14 protein-coding genes are annotated in these 15,914 nt (G+C 44.0%); 5 read left to right on the top strand and 9 right to left on the bottom strand.

The window, feature by feature from the left end; genetic code table 11:
• Positions 1-27: 27 nt before the first annotated feature.
• From T426_RS0111430 to T426_RS0111415, 4 genes are all read left to right on the top strand, one after another.
• Positions 28-540: a ferritin gene (locus tag T426_RS0111430; protein ID WP_025865336.1), complete on the top strand. Its 513-nt coding sequence runs from the start codon at positions 28-30 to the stop codon at positions 538-540.
• A gap of 265 nt (positions 541-805) precedes the next feature.
• On the top strand, positions 806-4,135 hold the full coding sequence (gene secA / locus T426_RS0111425) for a preprotein translocase subunit SecA (protein WP_027585721.1): 3,330 nt from the start codon (positions 806-808) through the stop codon (positions 4,133-4,135).
• 71 nt (positions 4,136-4,206) lie between these two features.
• The gene (lgt, locus tag T426_RS0111420; protein ID WP_025865337.1) at positions 4,207-5,019 is read left to right on the top strand and encodes a prolipoprotein diacylglyceryl transferase; all 813 of its coding nucleotides are present in this window, start codon (positions 4,207-4,209) and stop codon (positions 5,017-5,019) included.
• A 245-nt stretch (positions 5,020-5,264) separates the two neighbouring features.
• A complete protein-coding gene (locus T426_RS0111415; protein ID WP_025865338.1) occupies positions 5,265-6,794 on the top strand; it encodes a SulP family inorganic anion transporter in 1,530 nt (509 codons plus the stop codon).
• 292 nt (positions 6,795-7,086) lie between these two features.
• On the opposite strand, the gene T426_RS0111405 is transcribed toward T426_RS0111415, so the two are convergent.
• The 6 genes from T426_RS0111405 to T426_RS0111380 form a co-directional block, all read right to left on the bottom strand.
• Positions 7,087-8,304, bottom strand: a complete 1,218-nt coding sequence (locus tag T426_RS0111405) for an MFS transporter (RefSeq protein ID WP_169737684.1) — start codon at positions 8,302-8,304, stop codon at positions 7,087-7,089.
• 511 nt (positions 8,305-8,815) lie between these two features.
• A complete protein-coding gene (locus T426_RS0111400) occupies positions 8,816-9,298 on the bottom strand; it encodes a hypothetical protein (protein ID WP_025865340.1) in 483 nt (160 codons plus the stop codon).
• A 130-nt stretch (positions 9,299-9,428) separates the two neighbouring features.
• Positions 9,429-10,700, bottom strand: coding sequence for an erythromycin esterase family protein (locus T426_RS0111395; protein WP_025865341.1), 1,272 nt, complete (start codon positions 10,698-10,700; stop codon positions 9,429-9,431).
• An 11-nt stretch (positions 10,701-10,711) separates the two neighbouring features.
• Positions 10,712-10,912, bottom strand: a complete 201-nt coding sequence (locus T426_RS0111390) for a hypothetical protein (RefSeq protein WP_025865342.1) — start codon at positions 10,910-10,912, stop codon at positions 10,712-10,714.
• A 106-nt stretch (positions 10,913-11,018) separates the two neighbouring features.
• Positions 11,019-11,741, bottom strand: coding sequence for a hypothetical protein (locus T426_RS0111385; RefSeq protein WP_027585719.1), 723 nt, complete (start codon positions 11,739-11,741; stop codon positions 11,019-11,021).
• 161 nt (positions 11,742-11,902) lie between these two features.
• Positions 11,903-12,322: a hypothetical protein gene (locus tag T426_RS0111380; protein ID WP_025865344.1), complete on the bottom strand. Its 420-nt coding sequence runs from the start codon at positions 12,320-12,322 to the stop codon at positions 11,903-11,905.
• 884 nt (positions 12,323-13,206) lie between these two features.
• Between T426_RS0111380 and T426_RS0111370 the strand changes: the two genes are divergently transcribed.
• Positions 13,207-13,953, top strand: a complete 747-nt coding sequence (locus T426_RS0111370; RefSeq protein WP_025865345.1) for a DUF6261 family protein — start codon at positions 13,207-13,209, stop codon at positions 13,951-13,953.
• 319 nt (positions 13,954-14,272) lie between these two features.
• On the opposite strand, the gene T426_RS26195 is transcribed toward T426_RS0111370, so the two are convergent.
• From T426_RS26195 to T426_RS0111360, 3 genes are all read right to left on the bottom strand, one after another.
• Positions 14,273-14,398, bottom strand: coding sequence for a hypothetical protein (locus T426_RS26195; RefSeq protein WP_262502893.1), 126 nt, complete (start codon positions 14,396-14,398; stop codon positions 14,273-14,275).
• Between the two features lies 1 nt (position 14,399).
• A complete protein-coding gene (locus T426_RS0111365) occupies positions 14,400-14,993 on the bottom strand; it encodes a hypothetical protein (protein ID WP_027585718.1) in 594 nt (197 codons plus the stop codon).
• A 192-nt stretch (positions 14,994-15,185) separates the two neighbouring features.
• Positions 15,186-15,908, bottom strand: a complete 723-nt coding sequence (locus T426_RS0111360; RefSeq protein WP_025864627.1) for a CPBP family intramembrane glutamic endopeptidase — start codon at positions 15,906-15,908, stop codon at positions 15,186-15,188.
• Between the last annotated feature and the right edge of the window lie 6 nt (positions 15,909-15,914).

Genomic DNA, 15,914 nt, shown 5'->3' with positions numbered 1-15,914 from the left:
CGGATATAAACCTTAAATCAATTAATCATGTTGAAAGAAGCAGTTAATAAAGCAATAAATGAGCAAATTAACGCTGAATTTCATTCGGCTTACCTCTATTTGTCCATGTCGGCTTATTTCGAAGCTGCCGGTTTGTCAGGTTTTGCCAATTGGATGAAGGTTCAATACAAGGAGGAGTTGGCACATGCACAGAAATTTTTCGATTATGTAAACGACCGCGGAGCCAGGGTTATTTTGTCGCCCATTGCTGAGGTTCCGGCTGAGTTCAAAAATGTAGTCGATGTTTTTGAAAAAACACTGGCACACGAACAGGATATTACGGAACGCATTAATAATCTGATGGATATTTCTATTGCAGAATCAGATCATGCTACCAAGAGCTTCCTTCAGTGGTTCCTCGATGAACAGGTTGAAGAGGAGAATACCGTCGATCAGATTTTGAATAATTTGAAACTGATCAATGGCGATGGACAAGGATTACTGATGATGGATCGGGAAATGATGAACCGGACATTTTCAGATCCGACTGCCGGGGCATAGTTCTTGATAAACATTTCCCGCCGTGACAAATCGACCGTCCATTGGGAAATTAATCTGATCGCGATTTTAAATCCGAAAATATTGATTTCATATAAGAGGAGAGTGCCCATGGCGGTATTCTCCTTTTTTGTTTTGTTACGGCAAAAGTTGGGCGATTCAACCCACTGAAAAAAGCAGTGATTGTTTTCAATACTTGCAACTTTTAGTTTAATTTGTGAGAGATTCGCGATTTAAGTAAACATAAAAAACAACAGAACAATATATAATGGCATTTGTAACAAAATTTCTAACACAAGTCTTTGGTAATAAGTCCGAAAGGGACATCAAAGGGGTGATGCCGATAGTGGAGCGTGTGAAGAGTGAATTCGATCGTATTACCGGCTTTACTAACGACGAACTTAGAGCTGAAACTGAAAAGCTTAAGGCCCGGATAAAAGAGTATATCCGGCCCGAAGAAGACGAAATAGCTTCATTGAAGGAACAAGCTGAAAGCGGTGCGGTGCCTTTGGAAGAGAGCGAAAAACTCTACGATCGTGTTGATAAACTGGAAGAGGTTATTGATACCAAGATTGAAGAGGTATTGAATGAAGTACTGCCTACTGCTTTTGCCATCGTTAAAGATACGGCCCGGCGTTTTAGTCAGAATGAATTTCTGGAGGTTGAGGCCAACGATTTTGACCGCGACCTGGCTGCCGGCAAAGATTATGTCGAAATAAAGGGCGATAAAGCGGTATATGCTAATCACTGGGAAGCCGGTGGTTCGGATCAGGTCTGGAACATGGTTCACTACGATGTTCAGTTGATTGGTGGTATTGTTCTTCACGAAGGAAAAATTGCTGAAATGGCAACCGGTGAAGGTAAAACGCTGGTGGCAACTTTGCCGGTATTCCTGAATGCCTTGGCCGAAAGAGGAGTTCACCTGGTAACAGTGAACGACTATCTGGCCCGTCGTGACTCGGAGTGGATGGGACCGATTTTCGAATTCCACGGCTTGTCCGTCGATTGTATCGATAAGCACCAGCCAAACTCAGCCGAACGTCGTAAAGCCTATAACGCACATATCACCTATGGAACCAACAACGAGTTCGGTTTCGATTACCTGCGCGACAATATGGCGATCAACCCTTCGGATTTGGTGCAGCGGAAACACCACTACGCCATCGTCGATGAGGTTGACTCGGTATTGATTGATGATGCCCGTACGCCGTTGATTATTTCAGGGCCGATTCCGAAAGGCGACGATCAGCTGTTCGAAGAGTTGATGGCGCCGATAGAACGCCTGGTGAAAATGCAGCGTGACCTCGTGGCACAAATTCTGGCGGAAGCCAAGAAAAAGATAAAGTCGGAAGATTCCAAGGAGCGTGATGAAGGATCATTATTGTTGCTTCGTGCATTTAAAGGTCTTCCCAAGAATAAAGCGATTATCCGTTATCTGAGCGAAGAGGGCATCAAAGCCAAGATGCAGAAAACGGAGAACTACTACATGCAGGACAATAGCAAAAACATGCATATTGTTACTGACCCGCTTTACTTCATCATCGACGAAAAGTTAAACTCCATTGAGTTAACCGATGAGGGTATCGATGTTCTGTCGAAGGACAACGATGACGCCAGTCTCTTTATTCTTCCTGATATTGGTTCGGAGATTGCGGAGATTGAAAACGATGAATCGATTGATGCGCAGGAAAAACTGGCGCGGAAAGATGAGTTGATTCAAAGTTATGCGGTGAAGTCGGAACGTGCACACACCGTTAACCAGCTGTTGCGTGCTTACACCATGTTCGAGAAAGACGTCGAATATGTGGTGATGGACAACAAGGTGAAGATTGTGGATGAGCAAACCGGTCGTATCATGGAGGGCCGGCGCTATTCCGATGGATTGCACCAGGCTATTGAGGCGAAGGAGCGTGTGAAAGTGGAGGCTGCCACACAGACGTTTGCAACCATTACACTTCAGAACTACTTCCGGATGTACCATAAATTGGCCGGTATGACAGGTACGGCTGAAACGGAAGCAGGAGAATTGTGGGACATATACAAACTGGAGGTGGTTGTTATCCCGACCAATAAACCCATTGTAAGGAAGGACCAGGAAGATTTGGTTTACAAAACCAAAAAGGAGAAATATAACGCCATTATCGAGGAGATTATCAAGCTGCATAAACAGGGACGGCCAATCCTGGTAGGTACCACTTCTGTGGAAATATCGGAATTGTTGAGCCGTATGCTGAAAATGCGGGGGATTGATCACCAGGTATTGAACGCCAAGTTGCACCAGCGCGAGGCTGACATTGTGGCGGAAGCCGGTAAGCCCGGAACTGTGACTATTGCGACGAACATGGCCGGTCGTGGTACCGACATCAAGTTGACGAAGGAAACCAAAGATGCGGGCGGTTTGGCCATCATTGGTACCGAGCGTCACGAATCACGTCGTGTCGACCGCCAGTTGCGCGGACGTTCCGGTCGTCAGGGTGACCCTGGTTCATCACAGTTCTTTGTGTCGTTGGAAGACGACCTGATGCGTCTCTTCTCTTCCGACCGGATTGCCGGTATCATGGACCGTCTGGGACTGGAAGAGGGCGAAGTGATTCAGCACTCCATGATTTCCAAGTCCATCGAACGGGCACAGAAAAAAGTGGAAGAGAACAACTTCGGTATTCGTAAGCGATTGCTGGAATACGATGATGTGATGAACTCGCAGCGTGAGGTGATTTATAAGAAACGGAAACACGCACTCTTCGGCGAACGCCTGGAAGTAGACGTACTGAATATGATGTACGATTCGGTGGAAGCGTTGGTGAACGAATTCCATCCGATGGGGCAGGACGCATACGAGGAATTCCGCCTGGAAGCGCTGCGTTTGCTTTCGATCGATACTTCTGTAACGCAGGAAGAATTCATTAGTCAGAATCCGGAGGAAATTACCGATCGGATTTATAAGACAATGATTGAAAATTATACCCGTAAGGTACAAATCATTTCAAAACAGGCCTGGCCGGTAATTAAAGATGTGTACGAACATAAATCACACATCTACAATAATATTGTTGTCCCCATCAGCGACGGACAGAAGGTTTACCAGATTGTTACCAACCTCGAAAAATCCTACAACACCGAGGCGCAGGATTTGGTGAAATCGTACATGAAACAGGTGAACCTGGCTTCGATTGACGATTCGTGGAAAGAGCACCTACGCGAACTGGATGACTTGCGTACATCAGTGCAGAATGCCAGTTACGAGCAGAAAGATCCGTTGTTGATTTACAAGCTCGAATCGTTTAACCTGTTTAAGTCGATGATGGATAAGCTGAACCTGGAGGTGGTTTCCACCCTGATGAAGGGGCATATTCCCATCAGCGATCCAAACCAGGTACAGGAAGCGCGGGCTGTTCAACACACCGATCGCTCACAGTACCAGGAGCAGAAAAGTGAAGCCGGTAGCTTGAGTTCCGGTGGAGGCGAACAAGGTGGAGAGCAACAACCACAGAAGAAAATGGAACCGATTCGCCACGGACCGAAAGTTGGACGAAATGATCCATGTCCGTGCGGAAGTGGAAAGAAATATAAACAATGTCACGGTCGTGGTGTTGTGTAAACGAAATTAATTTAATTCTTCATATGGCAGCAGGGGCAACCTGCTGCTTTTACTTTTAATGTACACATGCTATGAATGAGTTCCTGTTCATCCATTGGAATGTAAACCCGGAGATTTTTCATCTCGGCCCGTTGTCAGTTCGTTGGTACGGACTTTTGTTTGCTACCGGGTTTCTGTTGGGTTATTACATCATGGAGAAGATGTTCAAGTTTGAAAATGCTAACGAAAAGTGGCTCGACAGCCTCTTTATGTACGTGATTATTGCTACGGTGGTTGGCGCACGTTTGGGACACGTTTTCTTTTATGGATGGGATTATTATTCGCAGCACCCCAGCGAGATTCTGAAGGTGTGGCACGGCGGACTGGCCAGTCATGGTGGCGCTATCGGTATCCTGATTGCGATCTGGATGTACTCCCGGTTTGTTACCAAACGCTCAATGCTTTGGACGTTGGATCGTCTGGTGGTTCCGGTGGCTTTGGTGGCCGTACTTATTCGTACCGGTAACCTGATGAATTCAGAAATCTACGGTGTCCAAACATCGCTTCCCTGGGGATTTATTTTTGAGCGAAACGGCGAAACAGTTGCCAAGCATCCCACACAGATTTACGAGGCGCTTTGTTACCTGGCCACCTTTGTTCTGCTTTGGCGGATGTACTTTCACACGGTCGACAAGAAGGACCGTCCGGGTTTCCTGTTGGGGGTATTTTTTATCTGCATTTTTACCGCCCGTTTCTTTATCGAATTCATCAAAGAAAACCAGGAGCCGTTCGAAGCACACATGCTGTTGAATATGGGGCAGTTGCTCAGTATTCCGTTTGTGTTAGCCGGAATTATACTGGTGGTTCGCGCATTGAAGCGACCACCGAAGATATACAAGAATTAAAATATAGAGCCGGTAACTCGTTGAGTGCCGGCTTTTTTGTTTTCGGTAACAAAGAACAACACAAACCTTTACCGTTACATAATATCCCGCTTGTTGCGAATAAGCGGGATATTCTTATTTTTGCGCGTTCTAAATAAGAATGAACCGACCTAATCGCCAGCTAACAAATTAAATTCACGCACTTACGTAGAAATCAGTCCCGGGCTGAATGGTTCCGGTGAGGAATGTATGATTAAAAATTAAGTATGGAGAAGTATCTTAATCTGTTTGGATTAACGAAAAAAGTAAATTATAAGAACGAAATCTTATCCGGATTGACCGTTGCATTGGCCCTGGTGCCCGAAGCTTTGGCGTTTGCCATTATTGCAGGTTTGTCGCCGCTTACCGGACTCTATTCGGCATTTATTATGGGCATCGTTACGTCGGTATTGGGCGGACGTCCCGGCATGATTTCCGGTGCGACCGGAGCCGTGGCCGTAGTGATTGTGGCTTTGGCAAAAACATATGGTCCCGAATATGTACTGGCAACGGTAATTTTGGCCGGAATTATTCAGATACTGGCTGGTGTTCTCAAGCTGGGAAAATTAATGCGCCTGGTTCCGCATCCCGTAATTTTCGGTTTTGTAAACGGATTGGCGATCATCATCTTCATGTCGCAATTGCACCAGTTTAAAGACAGTGCCGGACATTGGCTGACCGGAACACCGCTTTATACCTTGCTCGGATTGGTTTTGGTTACTATGCTCATCATTTGGGGCTTGCCCAAACTAACGAAAGCCATTCCTGCTCCGCTGACGGCAATCCTGGTGGTCTTCGGAATTGTAGCGGCATTTGGCATCGATACCCGGACGGTTGGCGATATTGCTTCCATAAAGGGTGGTTTTCCGCCGTTTCACCTGCCCAAGGTACCATTCACCCTCGAAACGTTATCCATTATTTTTCCTTACGCGGCGATTGTGGCCGGTGTGGGACTGATTGAGAGTTTGCTGACGCTGAATATTATCGATGAGATTACTGAAACCCGTGGACGGGGAAATAAAGAGGCAATTGCGCAGGGAACAGCTAATTTTCTGACCGGCCTTTTTTCCGGAATGGGCGGATGTGCTATGATTGGCCAGAGTTTGATTAATATTTCGTCCGGTGCAAGAGCCCGCTTGTCAGGAATCGTAGCGGCGGTGATGCTCCTTGTGTTTATCATGTTTGGTGCCGGTTTGATTGAAAAATTGCCCATGGCGGCGCTCACCGGATTGATGATCATGGTAGCTATCGGTACGTTTGAGTGGGCCAGTTTGAAGACCTTCAACAAAATGCCGAAGTCGGATATTCTTGTCATGGTAATGGTAACCCTGGTGACGGTTATTTTCCATAACCTGGCGGTAGCGGTTCTGATTGGTGTCATCATCGCGGCACTGGTGTTTGCCTGGGACAATGCCAAGCGCATCCGGGCACGAAAATATGTCGATGACAACGGAGTAAAGCATTACGAGATTTATGGCCCGCTGTTCTTTGGTTCTGTTACGGCCTTCAACGAAAAGTTTGATGTACTGAATGACCCCGACGAAGTGATTATTGACTTCGCCGAAAGCCGTGTGGTCGACATGTCAGCTATTGAAGCGCTAAATAAAATGACGGAACGGTACCTGAAAGTCGGGAAGAAGATCCACCTGAAACACCTGAGCCCCGATTGCAAAATCCTGCTGAAAAACGCCGAGCAAATCATCGACGTCAACGTGCTGGAAGATCCGCATTACAAAGTGGCGGTGAATAAACTATAGTAATTATTAATGGCCGGACTCCGGAGGAGTCACATATTGTTAGAACGAGACGCCGGGGAATCCATTCGACCCCGGCCGGGGGCGTACGTTCGATTCAGAATTCCTTTTCTAACAACATATCATCCTTCCCGGATATTCGTCGTTCATTCGTAGCGTCTTTAGCCCTTCTCTATGTTAGAGAAGGGTTGGGATGAGTAGATAAGCCGGCCAGCATTCTTTTTACCTGCCAGCGAATTTTCGGAATCCATATTCCTTCCGGCAACGCCCAAGCGGGTTGAATAGCTCGTCTTCATCAATCTTTTCTGACGGTTTCCGGCTTCATTCGGCTAAAAAACAACACGGATATAAACAGGATGGCTCCCAGAACGGGCATCACGGTTTCCGCTGTCAAAATACCGGTAGAGCTCCATTTGTTATGTGCCCATTCATCCACAAATATCATGGAGTAGATGGGGATATTCGAAAGGGCGGCAAAGAAGTTGTACTTGGTGGCTGCCCCCACTTTACCGATAGCTTCCAGTACAAAGGCACTGAATCCGGCAAAGGCCAAACCTACCGTGATGGCGTAAATGGTGGTCCATATCATAAACATCAGTTGTGTGCGGGGACTTAGCGCCATCAGGAGTGCAGCGCCTCCTTCCAGCAAGCCAAATAAAATATAGGCTTTCTTTCGATCCATTTTATCGGCGATCCAACCGCCTAATAAACTACCGATGGCGGAAGCAACACCGCCTACAATTCCTACGGCAAGAGCTACCGCATCCGGCGAGGCATGCCAGTCGCCGGAAATGGACGACCATAAATTGGACGCAGCACCGGAACCAACGGGAAGGAAACAAAGAGTCAGCGCTAAGAATCCGCCCCTCGACTTCACCAACACCCAAATCTCTTTGCCAAGCGTCCCAATTGTTTTCAGGTACGTTTCTTCCCGTTTAAACGGCGCCGGGTCTTTCAGAAACAGTAAACCCAGCCCGCATAGCAGGCTGACGAGCGCAATAACGGCTCCCGAAATCCAGTGAGCCGGCATTCTTTCCGTTAGCCAGATTCCGGCACCGCCTCCGATACCGAAGCCACCGAGGTTTCCGGCTTGCAACCAACCTCCGGCACGTCCTTTATGCTCGTCGGGTACCTCCTGCGCAATTAAACTCTCGGTCGTCATGGCAATGTTGGTATTGGCTACAGCGGTTAAAAAGACGACGACCATCAACAATGGCAGAAAGTGCGAATTATGAGGGATGACGCTCGTTGCCAAAATACCGATTACCGTACCCACATTGGCGATACGGTACCAGGTTTTCACCGTAAGGGTGGTATCGACCAGCGGAGCCCACAGAAATTTGAGAATGTTGGGCAAATAAGGGAGGGAAACAATCGAAGCAACGCCGGCCAACGAAACGCCAGCCTTGGTCAGCAAGAATCCCATGGTCACGCTGATGAAACCATTGAAAATCCCAAATGGCATGTACAGGAACATAAAAGTGATGGGGTGGACCGGTTGAGTTTTGTCCACTCTGAAGGTTTTTAACAGGCTCATATGCTATTCTTGTATTGAATTATTCACAATTTGTAAAGCACCACGCTAACGTTAAATGTAAAAACAGACTGACCATGAGCCTGATGATTTGATTACGATAAAAGTTGATAAACGGTTTCTTAGGGTAGTAAGAGTGGAAGTTTTGTATGCAAACAAATGACCGGGGTGTTTGTTTGCCGGGGGTAACCTGAAATTGGGAGCTTTCGACACAATCCTCCTCCGGCCTTTCGGCCACCTCCTCCAGAGGAGGATAGCTCGCGAATGGTCGTACCATATTATTATTTAGAAATGTGAAATTCGATCGGAAGTTGGCGGATTGTCCCCCTTTGGCGGCGGAATTAAAGGGGGAGGACTTTAGCTCCCGGTTCTTATTGCAACTCTGAGCCTCGATAAATTGCGGCGTCGTTTAGCCCTTCTCTATGTTAGAGAAGGGTTGGGATGAGTAGACAAACCAATTTAAATAGATCGACCCCGGCGGGGGCGTACATCAATTCTCAATCTCCATTAATTTATTGTCTTTCTTCAATTGCCCGGTTAGCCTCGAATCGTTCCGTAAATCGTCCCCGGTAAAAAGCCCGGGAGAGGAGGGATATCCCAGTCTGAGATAAATCAAATCCGGCGCCACCAACTGAAAGGTGACAACGTCGTATTGGCTCGATGAATAATACCCGGGAACGTATTTCGCGGTGTAAATGAGTTGTTGGTCGACAGCAACACCAAACGCGAAATGCGGGTCGGGATAGCTGGGAGAGATTTCCTTGTTCAACCGGTTAAAGGCCGATGGCGTTACCTGGAAAATGTATCGCGTCGAATCATAGCCCACAATTTCATCGTAGCTTACGAGGACATCCGAAATCTTTTCATTCTTTGTAAAGTGTATGCCAGCATTGGCAGCTGATTTGTCGTCTTTTTGGCAACTCATCATGCCAACGAGCAATACGGTCAGAAGGAAGAATGCTTGTGTTTTCATGGCTGGTTAGTTTAGTCATACGTTAGATGTGTTTGAGAAAGGGTTGGTTGCTTTCCAACCCTTTCAAGCACGTGAGCGTTTTTTATTTTTAAAACCGGCAACCAATGTCAACAAGACGGATGTATTGGTGTCAATTAAAGGTGCTCGGTTTCATTTTCCGGATAAACAGAATGCCATCGAAAATATGGTACCATTTGCCCCTATGTGGTTTATAGCCCAGTACGGTACTTTCAAACTCTTTATCGCCATATTCTGATTTCCGTATCTGCGAGAAATCGACAAATGCATAGTCATCTTTCGTATCATGGGCGAATTGATAGTCCCAGCTGGTTCGGGGAATTGAAATCTTTTCAACTCCCTTGCCACCGTTGGTGGAACCTTCCGACGATGTACAAGCAATGCTGTAAACCTTGTCTTCTCCGTATTTATCCGCAAGAAGCTGACCGAGGGGAATGAGTTGTTGATACAGGTCGTCTCCCTTTTTATAGATGGCCTCGTTCAGATGTTTGGCAGCATGAACGTTGGCCGTCCAGACAATGACTTTCTCATTGGGATAATAGTTATCAATCATCCAGGAAAGATTCTCAGCCATTCTCTTGTCTCTGTAAGGAACACTTGCCTTTAATCCCATTCTGATTTCTCCGACATAAGCATTCAGGTTATCCAGTTCGAGGCTGAGATAATCCTTGGTCTTTGGCGTACTTATATCACTTTTATTAACGATCTCTTTTAGTACCCCGATGTCATGAATAAACGAATCAAAGTTAAAAGACGAATTATTGGTTAAATGAAAATTCTCCGTAATAATCAGGTTGTACTGGTTTAAAAAGTTTTGGTAATCTATTTCGGGATGATCCCGGCTGATATGACAGCTCCAATCCAGGAATCGGGGAAAGAAATGGGCATAGTTGGTTACGGCGAAATTATCGTCAATTCCTTCTATCGAAAGTGAGTCGATGTTTTGCCCAATGTAGGCGCCCATGGCCTGAAATTCCCTGCTGATTGACCAGGCCATGTAAAGTGCTTTGGCAAGTTGAAGTTGTGCCGCTCTGGATGTTTTGCCTTTTTCTATTACCACACTGGCATATAGCAGGTCAAATGGGGTGGCCCCTTCGAAAGCCAGCACGTTGTAGTGAAGGTTTTCGTGCAAATACTTAATCAGCCTTGTTTTGGCTTCGAACGCAGCACCATCTCCATGACCGGCTTCGCCCAACAGAACGATTTTCTTGTCTTTCAGAATGTTCTTCAGGAAGCTGAGGTCGGCGTAGTTTTCATCCGAAGGCGAAATGCTGTCGACAGCATACGTGTTCTTGCGGATAACGCTGTTTTCATTCGCGCAACTTTGCAGTGCGACGATACCTGTTACCAGGAATAAGTAAATGAGGATTTGTTTCGATTTCATGATATGTTGGTTTATTCTTCTATCTCTTTCGTTCTTCTTTTTGCCCTGCTGCTATCAATAATTTGTGTTATGGTCCCGAGCACGAATCCGATGAGCGATATCAACATTCCATGCGGATAATGTTGAATCCGAAGAATGGCTCCCCCGATAATGATGATTGATGCTGCAACATAAAGTATTTTAATGGTTGTGCTTATTTGCTGGTTGGTCATTGTTAATTCATTTTTTTTCTGATTATTTATTCAACGGTTTGGCTATGTGGAGTGCGGGATTTCGAAGCACTTCTTTATCAAACCGCTACAATGTTTATAAAATGCTTTAAGGTTCAAATTTAGCACATCGCCCCGCATTACGTATATTTATTGTTGTGGCTAGTTGTTTATATAATTTAAAAAAGTATTCCAGTCTCAATAATCCACCTTTCAAATTTGTCAACTTATAAATTTCTATTTTGTTCGTTTTTTTGAGTTGATATTCAATCCAAAAGTCTGGATATTTTCCGCCAGAAGTTTTCGGTTCGATATATTGAAAATCAGTCCAATTTATTACTCCTTTCCCGTTTAGAAGAACACCTTCAATTGATAATTCTAATATTGGTAAAGTATTAAAAAGTCTTGATAGTTTTTTATAAAACAAAACAGTCTTGAATTGATATTTTTCCCGAAGAATTTCAAGTCTATTACTGTTTTCCCCTTTTAATATTAGTTCTTTTAGTAAGTCTTTGTCTTTTTTTAATGCGATTGCATATTTTGAATAAAAATGTTCCTGTGGATAAATCAATGCCCTTTTTTGTGCCAATTCAATAAATGTTTCAAAGTCATAGATTTTGTTTAAACTCCATATTTGCCATTTTACTAAAATAAAACTCCAAAACGGTGCATAAAAAATCAACGACAAAATTAAAAGTAGAATCATAAATGAGGGATGGAGATTTAGTTTTACAAGTCCATATATTCCAAAACTAATCCCAGCCGACATAAAAATAAGCGCTGAAGATATTATCAATATTAATCCTATTCTGACTGCTTTAAAGGCTTCCATTTTCTTTTTTTGCTCAATTATGCACAACGGTCACTTGTATGTGGTCGGGCGGGATTTCGAAGAGAAATCCTGTAAGACCCGCAGGAAAGTGGGCACGAGGTCTGACTTGTCAGACCGCTAAAACCCCCGCCTGCCATATACAATTTGTTGTAATGCGTATTTTATTCTCTTATTACTTTCAGCCATCTGCTTTTCCAAATGGTCAATGTTCCAATTAGACCTAATAAAAGCAAAATCAGAATTCCAATACCAATATTTTTAAACAGCTCACTATTCCCGCTAAAAATTACAATTCCAGTTAAAGGGAATAATCCACCAGCAAAAGGCATTTGTCTATTCAGAAATTTATTGCCGGTTACTTTTATAACTTCAATATTATTCGATTCAGAGATTAATAGTTTTTCACTTCCGCACCATTGAATCTTTGCTCTCAAATTTAATTTTCCAAGTTCATTAGATATTCCAATGACTTTTTCTTCTCCATTTTTCAAGTCAGTCATTTTCTTTCCATTGACTAAAATTTCATAAGAACAATTTTTATTGAAATTCTCAATTGGTCTATATAATTTAATTTTTTTCATAATTCCAATCTAATTAAACGTTCTTTCAAGTTTGGTTTTATAAATCGTTGCACAACAAGTTTCAAGACTACTTTTCGTTTCAATATGCATTACAACTAGTTTATATGTCTACTAAAACTACCATATATTTCCCATACGGGAGTGTTATGTGCACCTTTGGTATCTGATGTTTAAAATTAACCAAGAGAAAGCCTGTTTTCATTTATCGGTCTGTTTAGTTTCTCCAATGTAAAAAATTTCTCCCGAAATCTCATTTTCAGGTGTTCCAAAACAGCTGGTTTTGAGCTTCTCAAATTTCCGTTCGCATACCAGATCAGTACGTTCACGGAACAGATCCGTACGTTCATCAAAAAAATTAGCACATTCGTCAAAAAAATTGGGATAGGTAAATTTTCTATTTTATATTCAGTACACGGTTTTTTAGCAGACAGATAAAATCAGCAGGAATTTAGTGGAGAATGAATCGCGGGATGGATAAGCCGTTACAGCGTTCATTGACCGGCCAGCCCCGGAACGGATAAGCTGCATGCTGGCACTTTGCCCGGCTACACTGTGGTTTCACGGCGACCGGATGAAATCAAATATCCGCTTCCGCATCGATAAAAGGAGCTGTTGAAAATTTCAACGACAGGAAATGGCGCCAAATGGAACCGTTGAAAATTTCAGCGAGGTGAAATGGTCACAAAAGAGCGAATTGAAAATTTCAACGGCGTGAAATCGTCAGAAATTACCCAATTGAAAATTTCAGCGACATGAATCGGATAGAAATGAGCCAATTGAAAATTTCAACAGCATGAAATGGCGACCTGCGAACCTCCTGAAAATTTCAACAGCAAAAAATAAACACTAAACAAACTATATCACTTTTCTAAAACGCTAAAATTATGGATGAAAAACAGTTTTCGACATTGTATGTTGCCCGTTTGAAGATTAACGACCTGTATTCGCTCAACAACTCGACCATTGAGTACGCGAAGCCCGTAGTAGCGGGTTTTGGTGTAGTGGCAGCGGCTGCTTTAACCAACCTCGAAACCGATAACGCGGCAATGGGCACACAGATGAATAAATCGGGCCAGGGTACGATTAATAAACAACTGGCTAACCTGGATGCCGACCGCGACGACCGGTTTGCCGAAATTAAACGCAACATCAACACCGACCTGAAAGGCCGTGATGAGGCGAAGAAAACGGCGGCTCAGAACCTGAAGAACTTTTTTAAGCCTTACTGGAATGTCGATACAAAGCCGATGAACACCGAAACGGGTGTATTCAAGGAGATGCTACAGAAATACAACGCCAACGAGGCCCTCAAAGCCGATGCGGCTACCATCGGGATAGCCGATATGATCACCGGCCTGGAAACAGCCAATGACGAGTTCGATACGCTATACAAGGAACGCGACAGTGAGGATGCCCAGGACGGGCCGTCGGCTACCAGCCTGAAAGCTCCTGCCGTTAAGAGCTACGAGCAGTTTTGTACGGCCATTGAGCAGGCGGTGAACTTCGCCCCCTCGGACGTATTGACCACCCTGTTTGGACAAATGGACGAGCTCCGGAAAACCTATGCCGCGCTGAACGGCCGGAAAAGCGACGATGGAGATACCCCCGACGAAACAACCGAAACGGAATAAACGAATAGGGCAATCCGGATGGTAATCCGGGAATATTGGGAGTATAAACCTGTCGGGTGAATGTGCCTGGCAGGTTTTTTTATGACCCTGTCGGTGATTGGAAACCCCGACAGTGGTATTCGACTTCAGCGATTCCAGAGCCTGGGGCAACGTCTACGAATGTTCGAAACAACGTTTTCTACTCATCCCAACCCTTCTCTAAGCATAGAGAAGGGCTCACGGCACTGCAAAATCGCAACGACTCATTTCCTGAATCAACAAATCCTATCGGGAAAAATGGAAATACAAACGTCGATATAACACCGGCCCCCGCCCATCTTTATTCGTAGAGAGGGGCAATCCGGCCACAGGTCGGATGGGGTGAGTAGATAAAAAACAGGCCATTGAGTGCCGTCGGCAGACCTGTCAGCGTACTGAGGGTGATTTTTAGAATGGCCGTTTTCATGCTATTGGATTTCAAAATCAATTTTAAAAGTCAAATAGTTAATTTGTTTTGTTTCACCCCTTTTTATGTATTGAAGGTTCAGGTTAAGCTTTGTGAAATATTCGCCTTTGGGGAGCGGATCTTTACTTTTAGTGATACAAAGCGGGTAATCTGGCTTTTCAAAATAGGTTAAAAACCAAGGGCAGTCTAATTGTTTGGTTTTCGCCGGTGGTAATGTTATTATATGTGGCGCAAAACTTTTTTCACACCAAATTCCTGTCCAGGGTTTTCCCATGTCTGTATTATCTTGTTTTTGATAGACCCTGTAGAATTCTGAGTTTATAAATTCGGTAGGTATGGTTATGGTATCGCCTGAATTATTACTAATGGAGAGGCTGAATGTAAGATTTGTCCCCTCCTTAAAAACAGTAGCCGCATCTTCCCATTGGTTCAGAAGACAGAATTTGAAGCTGAGGTCCCCCGTGTCAGCATCAAACATAACAATTGGCTTTTCCGGAGTAATTACCCATGAATTGTTGGTGTCTTTTTTGCATCCACTGGCAATTAAACTTAGGATGCAAAGCATCAGGGCGATTTTTACAAACGTTGTTTTCATAGTTTTTTGGTCAGGTTATGTATTGTTGGATACTAAAGATAATTAATTGGTTGCAGAAATATTTGTGTTTTGGGGCATAGTTTGGTCTGGACGATGGTGATGCCGGAATGAGACTCGACAATTAGCGGGAGAGAAAAAGGTAGCCATGCCTGATACCGCATGAAGTGTGCTGTGTTTTTCTCTCATTCATTATCAAATCAGTCCAAAGCAGATAGCTATAAAACTTGGTCCATTTAATCCTCCGTGCATTATCACTCCAATCCATGAATTCTTTCTCCTTTGAACAATGTATGATTGAATGAAAATCAAAGGAATCAATGTAATTAATAACTGCCAGCCAAAAGCGATATGAAACAAACTCCAGCCAAATCCATGAACTAGCCATGTATATTTTCCAAACGCGATTTCTTGTCTTGGTAGCATTACGCCTCGCCACAAAAACTCTTCGCCCAGTATATTTAAAATCCAATAGGGGAGCCAAACGATAAGGAACCAGTATCGTCCTTTGGTCAAGGGCTCAAACGACATAAATGCCGGTGAGTGGTCAAATTTACCGCTCAATAATTCCAGCCCTTTCATTATTAATCCGCTGAGTAATCCAACTACAATTAAACCAGCAAGGGTCCATACTATATCTCTCTTTGTAATTTTTCGGAATCTTAGACGTTCAATCCATGTTTTTCTTGATATTGTATATCCTTCTGATTTTAGAATCAATAATCCTGTTATTATCAATGGTAAGAAAATGCCCAATCCAGCAACAATAAACCAGAATAATATGGTTTCTTGTCCGGTTACATTACTCAGGTAGGGAATTAAATACTTTGTCAAACAATACATTAATATGGCGGCGGGAATATAAATTACAAAAGAACCTGTTAATCCAAGCCTTGTGATATCTTTATTGGTTTCCATTATTTT

The sequence above is a fragment of the Prolixibacter bellariivorans ATCC BAA-1284 genome, from assembly GCF_000621705.1.
Classification (GTDB): Bacteria; Bacteroidota; Bacteroidia; order Bacteroidales; family Prolixibacteraceae; genus Prolixibacter; species Prolixibacter bellariivorans.
The sequence above is the reverse complement of the archived record's forward strand: the minus strand, read 5'-3'. Positions and strand labels throughout refer to the sequence as shown.

Bases quoted from the DNA above. Each gene is read 5' to 3' on its own strand.
- lgt (WP_025865337.1), top strand. From the start codon at position 4,207: ATGAATGAGTTCCTGTTCATCCATTGGAATGTAAACCCGGAGATTTTT.
- T426_RS0111360 (WP_025864627.1), bottom strand. From the start codon at position 15,908: ATGGAAACCAATAAAGATATCACAAGGCTTGGATTAACAGGTTCTTTT.
- T426_RS0111365 (WP_027585718.1), bottom strand. From the start codon at position 14,993: ATGAAAACAACGTTTGTAAAAATCGCCCTGATGCTTTGCATCCTAAGT.
- T426_RS0111385 (WP_027585719.1), bottom strand. From the start codon at position 11,741: ATGGAAGCCTTTAAAGCAGTCAGAATAGGATTAATATTGATAATATCT.
- T426_RS0111380 (WP_025865344.1), bottom strand. From the start codon at position 12,322: ATGAAAAAAATTAAATTATATAGACCAATTGAGAATTTCAATAAAAAT.
- T426_RS0111400 (WP_025865340.1), bottom strand. From the start codon at position 9,298: ATGAAAACACAAGCATTCTTCCTTCTGACCGTATTGCTCGTTGGCATG.
- T426_RS0111370 (WP_025865345.1), top strand. From the start codon at position 13,207: ATGGATGAAAAACAGTTTTCGACATTGTATGTTGCCCGTTTGAAGATT.
- T426_RS0111390 (WP_025865342.1), bottom strand. From the start codon at position 10,912: ATGACCAACCAGCAAATAAGCACAACCATTAAAATACTTTATGTTGCA.
- T426_RS0111395 (WP_025865341.1), bottom strand. From the start codon at position 10,700: ATGAAATCGAAACAAATCCTCATTTACTTATTCCTGGTAACAGGTATC.
- T426_RS0111430 (WP_025865336.1), top strand. From the start codon at position 28: ATGTTGAAAGAAGCAGTTAATAAAGCAATAAATGAGCAAATTAACGCT.
- T426_RS0111415 (WP_025865338.1), top strand. From the start codon at position 5,265: ATGGAGAAGTATCTTAATCTGTTTGGATTAACGAAAAAAGTAAATTAT.
- secA (WP_027585721.1), top strand. From the start codon at position 806: ATGGCATTTGTAACAAAATTTCTAACACAAGTCTTTGGTAATAAGTCC.
- T426_RS26195 (WP_262502893.1), bottom strand. From the start codon at position 14,398: ATGAAAACGGCCATTCTAAAAATCACCCTCAGTACGCTGACAGGTCTG.